At 70.3% G+C, this 17,208-nt stretch carries 17 protein-coding genes; 1 reads left to right on the top strand and 16 read right to left on the bottom strand.

Going from position 1 to position 17,208, the window contains the following annotated elements:
- Nucleotides 1-993: 993 nt before the first annotated feature.
- The 4 genes from ACIA5C_RS25860 to ACIA5C_RS25845 form a co-directional block, all read right to left on the bottom strand.
- Nucleotides 994-1,512: a 2'-5' RNA ligase family protein gene (locus ACIA5C_RS25860; protein WP_396058899.1), complete on the bottom strand. Its 519-nt coding sequence runs from the start codon at nt 1,510-1,512 to the stop codon at nt 994-996.
- 4 nt (nt 1,513-1,516) lie between these two features.
- Nucleotides 1,517-2,287 (bottom strand): adhesin, encoded by a 771-nt coding sequence (locus tag ACIA5C_RS25855; RefSeq protein WP_396058897.1) that lies wholly within the window; start codon nt 2,285-2,287, stop codon nt 1,517-1,519.
- A gap of 82 nt (nt 2,288-2,369) precedes the next feature.
- Complete coding sequence (gene def / locus ACIA5C_RS25850; protein ID WP_396058895.1) at nt 2,370-2,888, bottom strand: peptide deformylase; 519 nt, start codon at nt 2,886-2,888, stop codon at nt 2,370-2,372.
- Nucleotides 2,885-3,388, bottom strand: coding sequence for a glycine cleavage system protein R (locus ACIA5C_RS25845; RefSeq protein WP_396058893.1), 504 nt, complete (start codon nt 3,386-3,388; stop codon nt 2,885-2,887). The genes def and ACIA5C_RS25845 overlap by 4 nt, the downstream gene beginning before the upstream one ends.
- 20 nt (nt 3,389-3,408) lie before the next feature.
- Here ACIA5C_RS25845 and ACIA5C_RS25840 point away from each other — a divergent pair, with 20 nt between their 5' ends.
- Nucleotides 3,409-4,305 (top strand): A/G-specific adenine glycosylase, encoded by an 897-nt coding sequence (locus tag ACIA5C_RS25840; RefSeq protein WP_396058891.1) that lies wholly within the window; start codon nt 3,409-3,411, stop codon nt 4,303-4,305.
- On the opposite strand, the gene ACIA5C_RS25835 is transcribed toward ACIA5C_RS25840, so the two are convergent.
- The 12 genes from ACIA5C_RS25835 to ACIA5C_RS25780 all read right to left on the bottom strand — a co-directional run bounded on the left by ACIA5C_RS25835 (nt 4,302) and on the right by ACIA5C_RS25780 (nt 17,127).
- Nucleotides 4,302-5,228, bottom strand: coding sequence for an NADP-dependent oxidoreductase (locus tag ACIA5C_RS25835; protein WP_396058889.1), 927 nt, complete (start codon nt 5,226-5,228; stop codon nt 4,302-4,304). The two genes, ACIA5C_RS25840 and ACIA5C_RS25835, sit on opposite strands and share 4 nt — an antisense overlap.
- Before the next feature lie 84 nt (nt 5,229-5,312).
- Complete coding sequence (locus tag ACIA5C_RS25830; RefSeq protein ID WP_396058887.1) at nt 5,313-6,278, bottom strand: arabinan endo-1,5-alpha-L-arabinosidase; 966 nt, start codon at nt 6,276-6,278, stop codon at nt 5,313-5,315.
- A gap of 204 nt (nt 6,279-6,482) precedes the next feature.
- The gene (locus ACIA5C_RS25825; RefSeq protein ID WP_396058885.1) at nt 6,483-9,005 is read right to left on the bottom strand and encodes an ATP-dependent Clp protease ATP-binding subunit; all 2,523 of its coding nucleotides are present in this window, start codon (nt 9,003-9,005) and stop codon (nt 6,483-6,485) included.
- Nucleotides 9,006-9,351: 346 nt separating this feature from the next.
- Nucleotides 9,352-9,708 (bottom strand): Lsr2 family protein, encoded by a 357-nt coding sequence (locus ACIA5C_RS25820; RefSeq protein ID WP_396058883.1) that lies wholly within the window; start codon nt 9,706-9,708, stop codon nt 9,352-9,354.
- Nucleotides 9,709-10,244: 536 nt separating this feature from the next.
- Nucleotides 10,245-11,003, bottom strand: a complete 759-nt coding sequence (locus ACIA5C_RS25815; protein ID WP_396058881.1) for a type III pantothenate kinase — start codon at nt 11,001-11,003, stop codon at nt 10,245-10,247.
- A gap of 104 nt (nt 11,004-11,107) precedes the next feature.
- Nucleotides 11,108-11,965 (bottom strand): carboxylating nicotinate-nucleotide diphosphorylase, encoded by an 858-nt coding sequence (nadC, locus tag ACIA5C_RS25810; RefSeq protein ID WP_396059648.1) that lies wholly within the window; start codon nt 11,963-11,965, stop codon nt 11,108-11,110.
- A 26-nt stretch (nt 11,966-11,991) separates the two neighbouring features.
- A complete protein-coding gene (locus ACIA5C_RS25805; RefSeq protein ID WP_396058879.1) occupies nt 11,992-12,261 on the bottom strand; it encodes a hypothetical protein in 270 nt (89 codons plus the stop codon).
- Nucleotides 12,258-13,952: an L-aspartate oxidase gene (locus ACIA5C_RS25800; RefSeq protein ID WP_396058877.1), complete on the bottom strand. Its 1,695-nt coding sequence runs from the start codon at nt 13,950-13,952 to the stop codon at nt 12,258-12,260. Before ACIA5C_RS25800 ends, ACIA5C_RS25805 begins: the two co-directional genes overlap by 4 nt.
- Before the next feature lie 62 nt (nt 13,953-14,014).
- Nucleotides 14,015-14,902, bottom strand: a complete 888-nt coding sequence (locus ACIA5C_RS25795) for a septum formation family protein (protein ID WP_396058875.1) — start codon at nt 14,900-14,902, stop codon at nt 14,015-14,017.
- 115 nt (nt 14,903-15,017) lie between these two features.
- Nucleotides 15,018-15,449, bottom strand: coding sequence for an aspartate 1-decarboxylase (gene panD, locus ACIA5C_RS25790; RefSeq protein ID WP_396059646.1), 432 nt, complete (start codon nt 15,447-15,449; stop codon nt 15,018-15,020).
- On the bottom strand, nt 15,449-16,267 hold the full coding sequence (gene panC, locus ACIA5C_RS25785; protein ID WP_396058873.1) for a pantoate--beta-alanine ligase: 819 nt from the start codon (nt 16,265-16,267) through the stop codon (nt 15,449-15,451). The genes panD and panC overlap by 1 nt, the downstream gene beginning before the upstream one ends.
- A complete protein-coding gene (locus ACIA5C_RS25780; RefSeq protein WP_396058871.1) occupies nt 16,264-17,127 on the bottom strand; it encodes a Rossmann-like and DUF2520 domain-containing protein in 864 nt (287 codons plus the stop codon). Before ACIA5C_RS25780 ends, panC begins: the two co-directional genes overlap by 4 nt.
- Between the last annotated feature and the right edge of the window lie 81 nt (nt 17,128-17,208).

The following is a 17,208-nucleotide window of genomic DNA, read 5'->3' as shown; positions in this document are numbered from 1 at the left end:
TCGCCGCGCCCGCCTAACCGCCCCGCCGCGCTGCTCGGCGCCACGTCCGACAGCCCACCGCCCCGCCGCGCTGCTCGGCGCCACGTCCGACAGCCCACCGCCCCGCCGCGCTGCTCGGCGCCACGTCCGACAGCCCGCCGCGCTGCGGGCTGAGGGCGCCACGCGCCACCACGGCTGAGAACCTGCTCCTACGTCTGACGGCCCCCTCGCGCCCCGCCCGACCGCCCCGCCGCGCTGCGGCTGAGGGCCCCTCGGCGCCGCGTCTGACAGCCCACCGCGGTGCGGCTGAAGGCCCTCGACCCGCTACGTATGAGGCCCACGTCCCGCTATGGCTGAGGGGCAGCCGCCGCGACCCGGCCGTTGGGTGTCCGCTGTCCGGTATGCGCGGGCGATCGGTCAGCAGGAAGGCCAGCCGGGAAAGCCTGAACGGCGTGCGTTCGGTCTGAGAGCACGAACGTTCCGCGCTTCCGAATGCCAGCCGTGGTCGAGGGCGTACTCGGATGATCGCCGGACATCGGCGGCGGTGCGGCAGACGTCATCGATCCGGCAGGCTCCAACGGGCGCTGACCGGATGGGAGACAGCAGATCCGCATGCAGCGCCCCGCTCGCCCAGCCGGCTCCCGAGACGTGGAGGCGAATGCAGCAGTGGCAGTCGCCGTTCCCCCGCATCTGACGGATCTCCCTGCGCCACTCGAGCGCCCCGCGCCACAGGAGCACCCCCGCGCCACAGGAGCACCCCCGCGCCACAGGAGCACCCCGGCGCCACACGAGCACCCGGGTTTTAGGAACACCCGCGCGCCGATGTGCAACCGCCGCAGCCGCCGCGCCCTCATGCCTGTCGCCCCGATCGGGAACCTGCCTGCCGCCCGCCGGTCCTTCGCCCACGCCCCGGCCCGGGGGCCGGCCGCGCCGCTAGGCCGCGTCTACGAAGGCATGAGGCCGGATGCACACGGTGGACCGCCCGCGTAGGGGGTCGGCCCAGGAGAGGATGTCTCAGCGCGACAGCGGGTAGGCGATGTCGTTGGCGTGGTCGGTGATCGACGCGCCGGTCACGGTCGCCGGGAGGGGCAGCACCTCGAGACAGCGGCGAATCGCGGCCGCCATCGACGGGTTGGGTACGCGCATCGAAATCGTGCAGTGTGGCACCCAGCGGACCGGGCGATAGAGCTCCCAGACCTCGACGCCCGCCGAAGCCAGGCGGTCGTGGACCAGCCGGTGGTGGGTCAGGAGTTCGACGGTCGGGACGACGCCCAGCCACAGCACCCGGCCGACGAACTGGCCGACGAAGTCCATGTCGACGCGCAGCCCTTCGCCGATCGGGATGCCGTCCAGCGCCGACGCGACCGCGTCCGGGGCCAGGGTGCGGGCCACCGCCAGCGAGACGTGCGGCCGGTGCTTCTGCTCGAGCAGGGTGGCCAGGGTGGGGATGCCGTCGTCTTCGAGCGCCTTCCACAAGCCACGCACGCGGCGGGTTGCCTCGACGTCGACGTAGAGCTCGAGTGCCGCGACCACGCCGTCAGTTGACGAAGGTCAGCGTGATCGGGTTGCTGACCAGCGAACCGAGCCGGCCCCGGAGCTGGAACTGGCCGGGCGGCGGCACCGGACCGGCCGCGACCCCGCCCTCGCAGCTGCTCGACTGGCGGCCGTTCCACGTGAGTTTGTAGGAGCGGGTGTTGCCGGGCGACCACTGGCGTACGTCGTGACCGCCGGCCGCGCTGCACTTGTCGGACGACCAGTAGACCTGTACGCCCGAGCTCAGGTAGAGCTCCTGCGGGTCGGAGCCGACGTCGCGGGAGCAGGTACGGGTCCCGATGTATTTGACCGTGAGCGTGAGGTCGACCGTCGGTGCGGCCCGATGGATCGTCGTCGAGGACGCGCTCGGCGTGATCTGCATCTCGGAGTCGGCGCAGCTGCCGTCGGCCGGCACGTTCACGTTGGTGTTGGTCCCGGTCTGACCCCCGCCGGTCGTGGTGCCGGTGCTGGTGCCGGTCGTCGAGCCGGACTGCTGCGACTGCACCTGGGCCGGGTCGGGCAGCGAGGGGCCGCTGCCGGCCGGCGGGTTGTCGACGAAGGTCGGCTGGTCGTCGGGGTCGGACCCGGCGGGCGCGGGAGTCGGCAGCGACGTCGAGGACGACGCCGTTTTGCCTTTCGGACCGGCCTTGTTGTCGCCGCCGCTCTGCGAGCAGGAGACGAACAGCACGATGATGCCGAGCAGGGCCGCGCCCAGCACGACCGCGCGACGCCGCCAGTAGACGGAGGAAGGAAGGGGACCAACCGTCGTTCGCATGATGGGGCCACCGTAAACCCGTACGAGCGCGGCGTCCGGCGCGACGCGCCGGTTATGCGACACCGACTCGCCTTAGGTTTCGTCAGAGATAGACCTTGCGCTGGTAGACGGCGTGGGCGCCGGCCACCCGATCGAGGAAGAGCTTCCCGTCGCAGTGATCGATCTCGTGTTGGAGGGCCCGCGCCTCGAACGCGTCGGTGGTCACGGTGATCGGCTCTCCGCTGCCGGGGAGCACCGCCGAGACCACGACCCGGCCGGCCCGCTTCACGTCGCCGGTCAGGTCGGGCACCGACATGCAGCCTTCGCGGCCCGCCTTCCACCGGCTGGCCTCGATGACCTTGGCGTTGCAGAGGACGAACGTCCCGTGGATGGTGGCCGCCTTGGGGTGGTCGGTCACGTCCACGACGAAGACCTGCACACCGACCCCGACCTGCGGCGCGGCCAGCCCGACGCAGCCCGGCGACACCCGCATGGTGGCGACCAGATCGGCCGCCAGCTGAACGATCTCCGGGTCGGTCGGGTCGACCTCCTCACCGACCGTGCTCAGCACCGTGGCCGGGGCGGTCACGACGGGCCGGACCCGGCCTTCGGGGCTGGTCACAGGATCTCCGACTCGGCGCGCCGCAGCGTCACCTCGACGCCCAGCTCGGAGGCGGCCACGGCCAGCTGCTCGGCGAGCCCGTTCGCGGTGCCCGGCGGCAGATCGACCTCGGCGACCAGCACGTAGAGCGTGCCCGACAGCCGGGTGCTCAGGTCGGTGATGTTGCCGCCTTCGGCCGCCACGACGCGCGTCACGGCGGCCACGATGCCCAGGCGGTCGGCACCGTGCACGCTCACCACGTGCGGTTCGCCGACGTCGTCGGAGCCCGCCTCGGGCGACACCTGGCGCACCGAGGTGACCACATCGGTCAGCGGCTCCAGGGTTTTCGACACTTCCGGCGCGGACGGCCCGGTGCAGACCAGGGTCATTGTGAAGTGGCCGCGCAGGCGGGTCATGGTGGAGTCGGTGAGGTTGGCGCCGACCCCGGCCAGCGCCTCGGCCACGTCGGCGACGATGCCGGTCCGGTCCGGACCGATGACGGTGATGGCAAGCTCGTGCACCCGCCTACAGTAAGTCCTCTATGACTCTCGCCGACGACGCCATCACCTGGTACGACGCCAATCTCCGCGATCTGCCCTGGCGGCAGCCCGGCACCAGCCCGTGGGGAGTGCTGGTCAGCGAGGTGATGCTGCAGCAGACCCCGGTCGTCCGGGTCGAGCCGGCGTGGCGCGCCTGGATGACCCGCTGGCCCACGCCGGCCGCGCTGGCCGACGATCCGCCGTCGGAGGCGATCCGCATGTGGGGGCGCCTCGGCTACCCACGGCGGGCGATGCGGTTGCACGCCTGCGCGGTCGCGATGGTCGAGCGGCATCGCGGCGAGGTGCCCGACGATCTCGATCAGCTGCTGGCGCTTCCGGGCATCGGGACCTACACCGCGCGGGCGGTGGCGACCTTCGCGTTCGGGCAGCGTCACCCGGTCGTCGACACCAACGTGCGGCGGGTGGTTTCCCGCGCGGTCGAGGGCAAGCCGGACGCCGGCCCGGCGACCACCACCGCCGACCTGGTCGCGGTCGAGGAGTTGCTGCCGGCCGACGTCAAACGGGCCGCGCGGGCCGGCATCGCCTTCATGGAGATCGGGGCGGTGCTCTGCACGGCCCGGGCACCGCGCTGCGCGCACTGCCCCTTCGAGGCGGTCTGTGCCTGGCGGCGGAGCGGTTCACCGGCGCTCGGCGGCCCCTCGCGCAAGCCGCAGAGGTACGCCGGAACCGACCGCCAGGTGCGCGGCCTGCTGCTCGAGGTGCTCCGGCACGCGACGGGGCCGGTGCCCCGGCAACGGCTCGACATGGTGTGGACCGACGATGTGCAGCGCGCCCGGGCGCTGGCCGGCCTGGTCGAGGACGGCCTGGTCGAGCCGTTGCACTCGGGCGACTTCGTGCTCGCCGGGGACGGGCCGCGCGACCGGGCGCAGCCGCTCTAGCCGGTGGTGAGAACGAGCTTGCCCCGCGCATGCCCGGACCGGCTGCGCTCCACCGGGGTGCGCCACTCGCCGAGCGGGTAGACGCCGCCGATCGGGATCGAGAATTTTCCCTCGGCGGCCAGCTGGGCGAACTCGCCGAGCACGTCGTACCGCTGAGTGGCGTTGCCGATACCGCCGCGTACGCCAAGCTCTTGAGCCGCCGCGAAATCGCTCAGGGTGACCACCGACCGCGGCGATCCGGCGAGCTCGATCAGGTCGGGCAGCGCGTTGCTCGGCGGTGCGGTGTCGAGCACCAGGTCGACCGGGTCGCCGCGGAGCGCGCGCACGCGCTCGACGAGGCCGGCGCCGTGGCCGGTGACCTCGGCGCCGGTCGCACGCAGAGCCCCGGCGTACGTCTCTCCGGCCGTCGCGATGACCTGGGCGCCGAGCCGTTGGGCGATCTGCACCGCGGCATAGCCGACGGTGGTGCCGGCGCCGTTCACCAGCATGGTCTGGCCGGGCTTCACACCGAGCTGGTCCAGGCCGCGGTAGGCGGTCTCGACCGCCATGGGCAGGGCAGCCGCGTCGACCGGGTCGAGCCCCGGCGGGCGGGGAACCCAGATGTCGAGCAGAGCGAACTCGGAGGCGCCGGCGGTCGGGCCCCGGAAGGGCGCCGGGCCGAAAACCGGATCGCCGATCTTGACGGCGGCGCCGCCGGTGACGCTTTCGCCGATCGCGTCGACGATGCCGGCTACTTCGAGCCCGATGCCGCGTGGCAGGTCACCGGCGAACAGGCCGCCGCAGAGCGCCCAGTCGGCCGGGGTGAGGCCGCAGGCTTGCACCGCGATGCGGATCTGACCAGGGCCGGGGATGGGCACTTCGGCGTCGGTGAGCCGGAGCACGTCGGCCGGGTCGCCGTAGGTGTGGAAGCGAAGGGTGCGCATGGCGTCTCCAGAAAGTGACGACAGATGCTGTCGTCACCAACGTTACCAAGTGATGACAGCATCTGTCGTCGCGAAGATCTACGCTCAGTAGACGTACGGCCAGCCGGACGAGTCGTACGCGAGCAGGTTGATGCCGAGCTGGGCGGCGCCGTTGTCGGCGTAGTAGTGGTAGACCAGCACGTCGGCGTCCGCATCGGTGAAGACCGACTGGCCGCCCGGCCCGTGAATGCTGCCGTGCCCGGCGAGGATTTCGGTGCCGCCCCCGGAGGCCATCGCGGTGCCGTTCTTGTCGGTGAAGGGCCCGTTCACGCTCGTCGACCGGCCGACCATGATCCGGTAGGTGCTGGACGCGCCCCGGCAGCACAGGTCGAAGGAGACGAACAGGTAGTAGTACGACCCGTGGTGAAACAGGAACGGCGCCTCGATGGCCCCGCCGCCGCGACCCGCGACGAGACGGATCGTGCTGTTGAGCCGCTTGCCGGTCGACGGGTCGAGCTGCACCTGCTGGATGCCGGACCAGAACGAGCCGAAGGTCAGCCACCAGCGGTTCGACGAGTCGACGTACAGGTTGGGGTCGATGGCGTTCCAGTTGTTGCTCGTCGTCGATTCGATGACCAGGCCGTTGTTGGTCCACGTGCCCGGGTTCCCGCTACTGCTGGTGGCCAGGAAGATCGCCGAGTGGTTCGAGCCGAACGTCGAGGCCGCGTAGTACATGTAGTACTTGCCGTTGTGATACGACAGGTCGGGCGCCCAGAGCGACGCACTCCCGCCGGTGTACGCGGTGGTCCACGACGCCCCGCCCGGGAAGGCCGCGCCGACGTCTTTCCACGCCGTCCGATCGCTCGACGTCTTCAGCACGATGTTGTTACCGGTGTACGCGATCAGGTACGTCCCGTCGGTCCGCTTGACCACCCCCGGGTCGTGCACCCCGATGCTCCCGGTGACCTTTCCCGGCCCGGGATAGCCGGCGGCGTCGGCCGCCCCGACGCCGGTGAATGTGGCCGCCACAACGACCGCGAGAGTGACGGCGAGCCTGCGTTTGATCGCCACGGAGTTCCCCTTCCGATGTTTCCTCCGGTGCCTTCTCCGATGCCGGCAGGGCCCACGATGCCGGCACTTGTCAGGCCGTCATTGTGAACGTTCACATCGATGACAGTCAAGGGATTCTGTGCGCTGATCAGGGACGAAGACACGAAACGGCCCGGCTGCGCGAAACGCAGCCGGGCCGTTGTCGTCGTTGCTAGTGGATCGGGCTCACTCCTCGGCGGAGGCCGCACCCAGGTCGGCCGGCACCGCGTCGGGAACCGCGACACCGCGATCGGCGCCGTGGAAGGTCAGCTTCGCCTTCTCGACGTTCGCCGGGTCACCCTCGCAGTCCACGACCACGATCTGGCCGGGGCGCAGCTCGTTGAAGAGGATCTGCTCGGACAGGGTGTCCTCGAGCTCGCGCTGGATGGTGCGGCGCAGCGGCCGCGCACCCAGCACCGGGTCGAAGCCCTTGTTGGCCAGGAACTTCTTCGCGGTGTCGGTCAGCTCAAGACCCATGTCCTTGTTCTTGAGCTGGCTCTCGATGCGGGCGGTGAAGATGTCGACGATCTCGAGGATCTCGTCCTGCCGCAGCTGGTGGAAGACGATCGTGTCGTCGATGCGGTTGAGGAACTCCGGGCGGAAATGCTGCTTCAGCTCGTCGTTGACCTTGACCTTCATCCGCTCGTAGTTGGACTCCTCGGCCTCGGAGGCCTGGAAGCCCAGCGACACCGCCTTGGCCACGTCACGCGTGCCCAGGTTGGTGGTCAGGATGATCACCGTGTTCTTGAAGTCGACGATCCGGCCCTGGCCATCGGTCAGGCGGCCGTCCTCAAGAATCTGCAGCAGCGTGTTGAAGACGTCCGGGTGAGCCTTCTCGATCTCGTCGAAGAGGACCACGGAGAACGGCTTGCGGCGCACCTTTTCGGTCAGCTGGCCACCCTCGTCGTAACCGACGTAGCCGGGAGGGGCACCGACGAGGCGGGACACCGTGTAGCGGTCGTGGAACTCCGACATGTCGAGCTGGATCAGCGCGTCTTCCGAGCCGAACAGGAACTCGGCCAGCGCCTTGGACAGCTCGGTCTTACCGACACCGGACGGGCCGGCGAAGATGAACGAGCCGGACGGGCGCTTCGGGTCCTTGAGGCCGGCCCGCGTGCGGCGGATCGCCTTGGAGACCGCCTGCACGGCGTCCTCCTGGCCGATGACCCGCTTGTGCAGCTCGTCCTCCATGCGGAGCAGCCGGGAGGTCTCCTCCTCGGTGAGCTTGTAGACCGGGATGCCGGTCCAGTTGCCCAGGACCTCGGCGATCTGCTCGTCGTCGACCTCGGACACGACGTCGAGGTCGCCGGCCTTCCACTCCTTCTCCCGCTGCGCCTTCTGGCCCAGCAGCTGCTTCTCCTTGTCGCGCAGCTGAGCGGCCCGCTCGAAGTCCTGGGCGTCGATCGCGGACTCCTTGTCGCGGCGCACCTGAGCGATGCGCTCGTCGAAGTCACGCAGGTCTGGCGGCGCGGTCATCCGGCGGATGCGCATGCGGGCGCCGGCCTCGTCGATCAGGTCGATCGCCTTGTCCGGCAGGAACCGGTCGGAGATGTATCGGTCGGCCAGCGTCGCCGCGGCCACCAGGGCGGCGTCGGTGATGCTGATCCGGTGGTGGGCCTCGTAGCGGTCGCGAAGACCCTTGAGGATCTCGATGGTGTGCGCCAGCGACGGCTCGCCGACCTGGATCGGCTGGAAGCGTCGCTCGAGAGCGGCGTCCTTCTCCAGGTGCTTGCGGTATTCGTCGAGAGTGGTCGCACCGATGGTCTGGAGTTCACCACGCGCGAGCATGGGCTTCAGGATCGAGGCGGCGTCGATCGCGCCCTCGGCGGCGCCCGCACCCACCAGGGTGTGGATCTCGTCGATGAACAGAATGATGTCGCCCCGGGTGCGGATCTCCTTGAGCACCTTCTTGAGGCGCTCCTCGAAGTCACCGCGGTAACGGGAACCGGCGACCAGTGCGCCCAGGTCAAGCGTGTAGAGCTGCTTGTCCTTCAGCGTCTCGGGCACCTCGCCCTTGATGATGGACTGGGCCAGGCCCTCGACGACGGCGGTCTTGCCGACACCCGGCTCACCGATGAGCACCGGGTTGTTCTTCGTGCGGCGCGAGAGCACCTGCATGACCCGCTCGATTTCCTTCTCCCGGCCGATGACCGGGTCGAGCTTGCCCTCGCGGGCGGCCTGCGTCAGGTTGCGTCCGAACTGGTCGAGCACCAGCGACGTCGACGGCGCGGCCTCGCCCGCCGCCGCACCGGCCGCGGCCGGCTCCTTGCCCTGGTAGCCCGAGAGCAGCTGGATCACCTGCTGGCGGACCCGGTTGAGGTCGGCGCCGAGCTTGACCAGCACCTGGGCGGCGACGCCCTCACCCTCGCGGATCAGCCCGAGCAGGATGTGCTCCGTGCCGATGTAGTTGTGGCCGAGCTGCAGCGCCTCGCGCAGCGACAGCTCCAGCACCTTCTTGGCGCGCGGCGTGAACGGGATGTGCCCGCTCGGCGCCTGCTGACCCTGGCCGATGATTTCCTCGACCTGCTGCCGCACTCCCTCGAGGGAGATGCCCAGGCTCTCCAGAGCCTTGGCTGCGACACCCTCACCCTCATGAATCAGGCCGAGCAGGATGTGCTCTGTCCCGATGTAGTTGTGGTTGAGCATCCGGGCCTCTTCTTGGGCCAGGACGACAACCCGTCGCGCTCGGTCGGTGAACCGCTCGAACATGCCCTCGTGCTCCTCACGTGCCGTGCGCCAATGGACTGGCGGGGCCAGCGCACGGGCATCGGTGATACCCGTGCTGTAACTCTATCGCCGCCACGCGGTTCCGCCGGGTCCTCGCGGTCCTGAAGAAGCCGTGCGCAACGTTGATTTAGCCAACTTCGCACGCTCAGACGCTGTTCCCCCACCCGAACGAGTACGCGGACAGCGAAATCAGCGTGATCACCCGTCCACAGGCTGTGGACAACTCCTCCACACCTGTGGATAACCCTACGCACCGCAGCTGGGGAGCGCGCTGAAACGCACGCAGGGCCCGCAGCCGGTGGCTGCGGGCCCTGCGAAAACGTACCGGTCAGCTGCGCCCCGGCCCCTTGGCATGGAACTCGTCGACGATCTCCTGCGGGATGCGCCCCCGGTCGGAGATGTCCTTGCCCGACTTCTTGGCCCACTCCCGGATCGCCTTGTTCTGTTCCCGGTCGGCCGTCGCGCCACCGCGGCCGCGGGCGGCCCGGCCACCGACGACCACGCCGCCACGGGCGACCTTGGAACCGGCGCCGACATAGGGGTCGAAGAGCTCCCGCAATTTAGCGGCGTTCTTCTCCGACAGGTCGATCTCGTACTGAATGCCGTCGAGGGCGAACTTGACGGTCTCGTCGGCGTCACCCCCGTCGAGGTCATCGACCAGCTTGTGAATGATCTGCTTGGCCACGCGCCGCAATCCTCCCGAACACAGGTTCTCCCCAGCAATGGGAAGACAATAACGCCAGGGCCGCATCATCCGTCAATGGCGGTCCGATATTTACTCGCCCTGGACACAACGTTTCGGAGAATGTCCGCCCCGGACCGGGCTTCAACCGCCGACCGATTCCGCATTCCGATGACCGGTCCGGAATCCCGGCCGCGGCGCGGCACCCGGCCAGCCTAGGAATGGGTCGAAGCAGGACCGGCCGGGCGTCGCACCTTCGGGATAATCCCGGACGAAAGCGGGCGGAGACCCGCTGCCCGAGTCAACAAAGTCCGCCCGAAGTGCCGTTCGGTTCCGCGGAAAGGTCATGCTTTTGAGCGGCGTTCTTCACCCAGCGCAGCCGAGAGCGAACCGGCGAGAGTGATCGACACCTGTTCGTAGCGGCCGCATTACAGGTTGATCTCGAACACCGGGCCTTCAAAAACAACTGCGGATAAAGATCAGTATCGACTGCGTTGCTGTCCGTCACAAACTGGCCGACGCAAATTCGGGGCCGTCGCTCAGATGTTCCGCTCGTACACCATCCGCAGACCGATCAGCGTGATCATCGGTTCGTAAGCGGTGATCGTGCGGCACTCGTCCTTGACCAGCCCGGCCAGTCCGCCGGTCGCGATCACCGCGGAAACCGGGCCGATCTCGGCGATCATGCGCTCGACGATCCGGTCGACCTGCCCGGCGAACCCGAAGTACATGCCCGACTGCAGGCACTCGACCGTGTTCTTGCCGATCACCGACCGCGGCTTGGCCGGCTCGACCTTGCGCAGCTGGGCCGCCCGGGCAGCGAGCGCGTCGAACGAGATCTCGATGCCGGGCGCGAACGCGCCGCCCAGGAACTCGCCGCGCGCGCTGATCACATCGAAGTTGGTGGTGGTGCCGAAGTCGACGACGATCGACGGACCGCCGTACAGAGCGTGCGCGGCCAGGGTGTTGACCACCCGGTCGGCCCCGACCTCCTTGGGATTGTCGATCGCCAGCTGCACGCCGGTCTTCACACCCGGCTCGACGATCACGTTGGGCAGGTCGCCGTAGTAGCGGGCGAGCATGGTGCGCAAACTGCGCAGGGCGGCCGGCACCGTCGAGCAGGCCGCCACCCCGGTGACCTCGACGTTGTCCGAGGCCAGCAGGCCGCGGAACATCAGGCCCAGCTCATCCGCGGTCGACCGGGCGTCGGTCTTGATCCGCCAGCTGTGCACCAGTTTGTCCCCGTCGAATGTCGCGAGGACCGTATTCGTGTTACCGATGTCGATACAGAGCAGCACGACAGATCAAAACCTTTTTCTCGTACGCGGGCGCGACTCCCCGACCGCACGAGAACCCGTGACGGGCCCGACGACCAGAGAGCTCCATGGTTCCACCCGATTCGTCACGCCCGCGGGCGCAGGTCCATCGCGATGTCGAGAATCGGCGACGAGTGGGTCAGAGCACCCACCGACAGATAATTGACGCCGGTCGCCGCGTACGCCGAAGCGGTCGAAAGCGTGAGATTTCCGGTGGCCTCGAGTTCCGCCCGGTGGCCCACGGCCCGAACCACCTCGCCGAGCAGTTCCGGCGACATGTTGTCGCAGAGCAGGAAACCGGCGCCGGCCTCGACCGCCTCCTGCGCCTCGGCCAGGCTGGTCACCTCGACCTGCACCGGCACGTCCGGGAACTTCTCCCGCACCAGCCGATAGGCCGCGGTGATGCTGCCCGCCGCCAGCTTGTGGTTGTCCTTGATCATCGCAACGTCGTAGAGGCCCATCCGCTTGTTGGTGCCCCCACCGGCACGAACCGCATACTTCTCCAGCGCGCGCAGGCCCGGCGTGGTCTTGCGGGTGTCGAGCACGGTCGCCTTGGCGCCCTCGAGCAGGTCGGCCCAGCGGCGGGTGTGCGTCGCGACCCCGGACATCCGGCTGATCAGATTGAGGGCGGTGCGCTCGGCGGTCAGCAGCGACCGCGTCGGCCCGACAACCGTGGCCAGCACGTCGCCGCGCTGAACCCGGTCGCCGTCCTCCACCCGCTGGTCGAACTCGGCCGTGCCGCCCGACGTAACCGCGAAGACCTGAGCCGCCACCGGCAGACCCGCGACCACGCCGTCAGCCCGGGCAACCAGGTCGGCGGTGTCGACCTGCCAGGCCGAGATGGTGGCCTCACTGGTCACGTCCCGCGGCGGGTCGCCGAGATCCTCGGCCAGCGCGGTGTAAACCACCCGCTCAACCTCGCTGAGATCAAGCCCGCCGTCCAACTCGGCCGCTCCGCTTCCCCCGCTGCTCACCGCTGCGCCTCCATGACCATGTCGTTTCGGCCCACGCCCGCAGGGCCCTCATCAAATGCACCCGGCCGCCACCCAGCCCACCCAGCGCGCCCGGTCCGCTCGGCCTGGCCGATCCGGTCGGCGCGCTCGGTCTGGTCGGCCCGCTCGGCGCCGGTGGGCACGGCGCGGTCGGCGCGGTCGGCGCGGTCGGCGCGGTCGGCGCGGTCGGCGCGGTCGGCGCGGTCGGCGCGGTCGGCGCGGTCGGCGCGGTCGGCGCGGTCGGTCACGGCATTTCCTCGAAGGTCTGGGTCAGGCGGCCGGTCGCGTCCAGGCCGTCCAGGAGGTGGCCGCGCCATTCGTCCTCGGCCACCGGGTGATCCTCGCGCCAGTGGCAGCCTCGGGTCTCGCGACGGGTGGTTGCGGAAGCGACCAGCGCCGACGCCACGGTCAGCAGGTTCGTTGCCTCCCAGGCCGCGTTGCGCGGGGTGGCCCGCAACCCGGCCAGCCGCGACAACTCCGCGGTCGTTCCGGCCAACGAGTCGGCTGAGCGCAGGACGCCGGCGCCGCGGGTCATCGCACGCTGCAGGTCGGGGCGGATCGCGGCGTCGGCCACCCAGGCGGGCTCGGGCGGCGGGGACGCCGGGTCGGCCTGTGGCGGCAGGTCGCGGGCGATGTCGTCGGCGATCCGCTTGGCGAAGACCAGGCCCTCGAGCAGCGAGTTGCTGGCCAGGCGGTTGGCGCCGTGCACGCCGGTGCAGGCCACCTCGCCGCAGGCGTAGAGGCCGGGGATGCTGGTTCGGCCGGCCAGGTCGGTGCGGACGCCGCCCGACGCGTAGTGGGCGGCCGGGGCGACCGGGATCAGGTCGGTCGCCGGGTCGATGCCGGCCGTGCGGGTCGACGCCATGATCGTCGGGAACCGGTGCTCGAGGAACTCGGCGCCCAGGTGCCGCGCGTCGAGGTAGACGTGGTCGCTGCCGGTCGACAGCAGCACCCGGTGGATGCCCTTGGCCACCACGTCGCGCGGGGCCAGTTCGGCCAGCTCGTGCTGCCCGACCATGAACCGCTTGCCCGCCTCGTCGACCAGGTGGGCGCCCTCGCCGCGCAGCGCCTCCGAGATCAGCGGTCGCTGCCCTTCAAAGCCGGCTCCGCCGGACTGCGACAAGGAAGCCCGATGAAGCACCGACGTGACGCTCGCGCTGACGAACGAGGTCGGGTGGAACTGTACGAACTCGACGTCGGTGACCGCCGCACCGGCCCGCAGGGCGAGCGCGACCCCGTCGCCGGTGGACACCGAAGGGTTGGTCGTCGACGAGTAGATCTGGCCCATCCCGCCGGTCGCGAGCACGACCGCGCGGGCCAGGATCGCGCCGACGCCGTCCTCCGAGCCCTCGCCCAGCACGTGCAGGGTGAGGCCGCAGGCGCGCCCGTCGGCCGCGCGCAGCAGGTCGAGCACCAGGGCGTGCTCGACGAGGCGGATCCACGGGTCACGGCGTACGGCCTGGTGCAGCGCACGCTGCACTTCGGCGCCGGTGGCGTCGCCGCCGGCGTGCACGATCCGGTCGGCCCGGTGACCGCCCTCGCGGGTCAGCATCAGCGAGCCGTCGGTGTTGCGGTCGAACTCGGCGCCCATGCGGATCAGCTCGCGTACGCGGGCCGGCCCCTCCTCGACCAGCACCCGCACCGCCGCCGGGTCGCACAGCCCGACCCCGGCGATCTCGGTGTCGTTGGCGTGCGCCGCCGGGGTGTCGAGCGGGTCGAGCACCGCGGCGATGCCGCCCTGCGCCCACCGCGTCGAACCGTCATCGATGTTGACCTTCGTGACCACGGTGACGTGCAGGCCCTGCTCGCGCAGGTGCAGCGCGGCGGTCAGCCCGGCGACGCCCGAGCCCACGACCAGCACGTCGGTGGTCTCGCTCCAGCCGGGTTCGGCCGCGGCGAGCCGGCGCGGCAGCGGCGGCAGGTCGGCGAGGGTAGACATGGACGTAGTCAACTCCGCCGCTACGCCGAATTTCGCGGCGGGGGTGCCGGCAGTGGGGACCATTACTTGTACTGGACAGGAAGACTCTTGGTGCCCTTGCCTTTGAGCGATCCGGTCAGCCCGGCGCTGTCCAGCCACAGGTAGCAGCGCACGCCGCGGTCGCCGAGGGCCCAGACGTCCTCGCCGCCGGGCAGCGACACCACGCCGGTGCGGTACTGCAGGTCGGCGTCGTCGGGTACGCCCACATAGGTCGCGACCAGCTTGCGGCAGCCGTCGTGGAACCGGGTCCAGTCCGCGTCCTTCTTCGGATACTCGAGGTTGTCGCCGGCGTACCAGGTGCCGACGTACTCGGCGTTGTGCTTGGCCGTGCACCCGACCGGCGGCATGCTCTGGATCGCGCCCGCGTTGTCGAGCTGGATCGCGTAGCAGGTCAGCATCAGGTCGGACGAGCCGTCGGACAGCGCGTTGCGGAGCGAGCCGATGCGCTGTACGACACCGCCGTCGTCCTCGACCGAGCTGAGCTCGAGCACCTCGCACCGGAACCAGCGGGCGCCGCCGGACCAGGCGGGCGGCGTGGGGTGGGTGACGCCGATCCACAGCCGGGCGTTGCGCCACGGTCCGGCTACGTACTTGGTGGTCTGGTCGTCGCAGGTCCGGTACGCGCTGCGGGCACCCGCCGAACCGTCCGCGGGCGGATCGTCGGCGTCGGCCGCCGGTGAGTCGTAGGTGCCGACGTACACGGTTTCGGTGCGGTGCTGAAGGTCGCAGCCGACTTCCTCGTACGTCGACCGCGCGCCGGCCGTCGCGAAGTTGGCGGTGTGGCAGGTGTCGCTGGCGGGCGTGAACCCGACGGCGGGGGCCATCGGTCCCCATCCGTTGGTCAGGTTGCCGTCGACCCCGCCCGGATTGCCACACCCGGCGACGAGCACCAGCAGGATTGCGGAGGCCATGATCCCGAGCCGGGTATGTAACCCGTCGCGCATGACCACCTTCCCCGCATGTCGTCGATGTCCGCTTTGTCGATCATAGGGGGATCGACGAGGCCACCGAGGCGGTTCGGGCGAATCAGGGACGGGCCGCGAGCGTCATGTCACCGCGTACGGGATCACCGGCCGTGCCCGGCACCGCGGCCGCGGCGTCGGCACCCAGCTCGATGATCCGGTTTTTGGGGTCGACGTGCACGATCCGCGGCTTGTAGGTGCGCGCCTCGGCCGTCTCCATCTGACCGTAGGCGATGAGAATGACCAGGTCACCGGGGTGCACGAGGTGTGCCGCGGCGCCGTTGATGCCGATCACGCCGGTGCCCCGCTCCCCTTCGATCACATAGGTCTCGAGGCGGGCGCCGTTGGTCACGTCGACGATCGCCACCTGCTCGCCCGGCAGCAGATCGGCCGCCTCCATCAGATCGAGGTCGACCGTCACCGAGCCGACGTAGTGCAGGTCGGCCTGGGTCACCGTCGCGCGGTGGATCTTCGACTTGAGCATCGTGCGGAGCATCATTTGTGCAATCCCAACGGAACGTTGTCGATGAGCCGGGTCGCCCCGACCCGTGCCGCGACCAGCAGCCGAGCGGGCCCCTCGGCCGGCGGCTCGCCCAGGTCGGCCCCGGTCAGCGCCAGGTAGTCGACCCGGACGCCCGGCTCGTCATCGAGGATCTTGCGGGCGGCCTGGAGCACGTCATCGGCGGTCGTGCGGCTCGCGCCCTCGCGGAGCGCACGGGACAACGCGAGCGCAGACCGGCGCTCGGACGGCGACAGGTAGCGGTTGCGGCTGGAAAGGGCGAGGCCGTCCGGCTCCCGCACGGTCGGCACGCCGACGATCTCGACACCCAGCTCGAGGTCGCGAACCATCCGGCGGATCAGCGCGAGCTGCTGGAAGTCCTTCTCTCCGAAGTACGCGCGGCCGGCCCGGGTGAGCAGCAGCAGCTTCTCGACGACGGTCAGCATGCCGCCGAAATGGCCGGGGCGGCTCGCACCCTCGAGGATCTCGCCGAGCTGACCCGGGGTCATCGTGACCTGCGGCGGCCCGTCCGGGTACATCTCGTCGCGGCTGGGCGCGAAGACCAGGTCGACGCCCTCCTCCCGGCACGCCTCGACGTCGGCGTCCAGGGTCCGCGGGTACTTCTCGTAGTCCTCGTTCGGCCCGAACTGCAACGGGTTCACGAAGATCGTGGCCACCACGTAGGGGTTCTGCTCGCGCGCCACCCGCATGAGCTCGCGGTGACCCTCGTGCAGGGCGCCCATGGTCATCACGACCCCGGTGCCCTCCGGCGCTTTCGCCGAGATCTCCTCGCGGGTGTGCACGACGACGGTCACGAGGGGCTCCCCACGGTGGCCCGGGACAGGACATCCATCAGCAGCGCCGCGTCCTGCGGACGCAGGCGCCCGGCGGCGATCGCACGGTCGGCGGTGCGGCGCGCCAGAGCGAGGTACGCGGGGATCGCGTCGGACGGCATCCGGTCCAGGTGCTTGCCGACCGTGCCGGCGTCACCCCGGGAAACCGGACCGGTCAGGGCCGCGTCGCCGAGCCGGAGCGCGTTGTCGAGCGCCGCGTGCAGCAGCGGCGACAGCACCCGCTCGGGCCGGTCGACGCCGGCCGCGCGCAGCAGGTCGGCGGCCTCGTTGACCAGCGTGACCAGGTGGTTGGCGCCGTGGGCGAGAGCGGCGTGATAGAGCGGGCGGGCGTCCTCGGCGATCCACTCCGGCACGCCGCCGAGATCGGCGACGAGGCGGGTGGCGAAGGCACGGTCGGAGGTGGTGACGCCCCAGGCGATGCCGGGCAGCCGCTCCAGATCGGCCTCGGTGCCGGTGAAGGTCATGGCGGGATGCAGTGCCATGCCGTTGATCTGCTGGAAGACGGCCAGGCCGTGCGCACCGCTGGTGTGCGCGATGAGTTGCCCGGGTCGCAGCGCATTTGTGGCGTTCAACCCGCTGACCACGCTCGCGAGGGAGTCGTCCGGCACCGCGAGCAGAAGAAGATCGGTGGCCGCCCGGGCGACCTCATCGGCCGGCCGGATCGCGGCGTCGGGCAACAGCCGGGCCGCCCGCTCCCGGGACGCGGCCGACACCGCGGCAGCGGCCACAACACGATGCCCGGCGGCGTTCAGCGCGGCACCCAGAACGGCGCCGACACGACCCGCGCCGACCACCCCGACAACCAAAGGGCGTGCGCTCATTTTCGTGGATCCAGTCCTCGATAAGGGGTACCGGTCGAGCGCAAGTATGCGCTGCCGTGGCGCTTGCCCGACAAGGGTCTG

The organism is Actinoplanes sp. NPDC051343 (assembly GCF_044455125.1).
Taxonomy (GTDB): domain Bacteria; phylum Actinomycetota; class Actinomycetes; order Mycobacteriales; family Micromonosporaceae; genus Actinoplanes.
The sequence above is the reverse complement of the archived record's forward strand: the minus strand, read 5'-3'. Positions and strand labels throughout refer to the sequence as shown.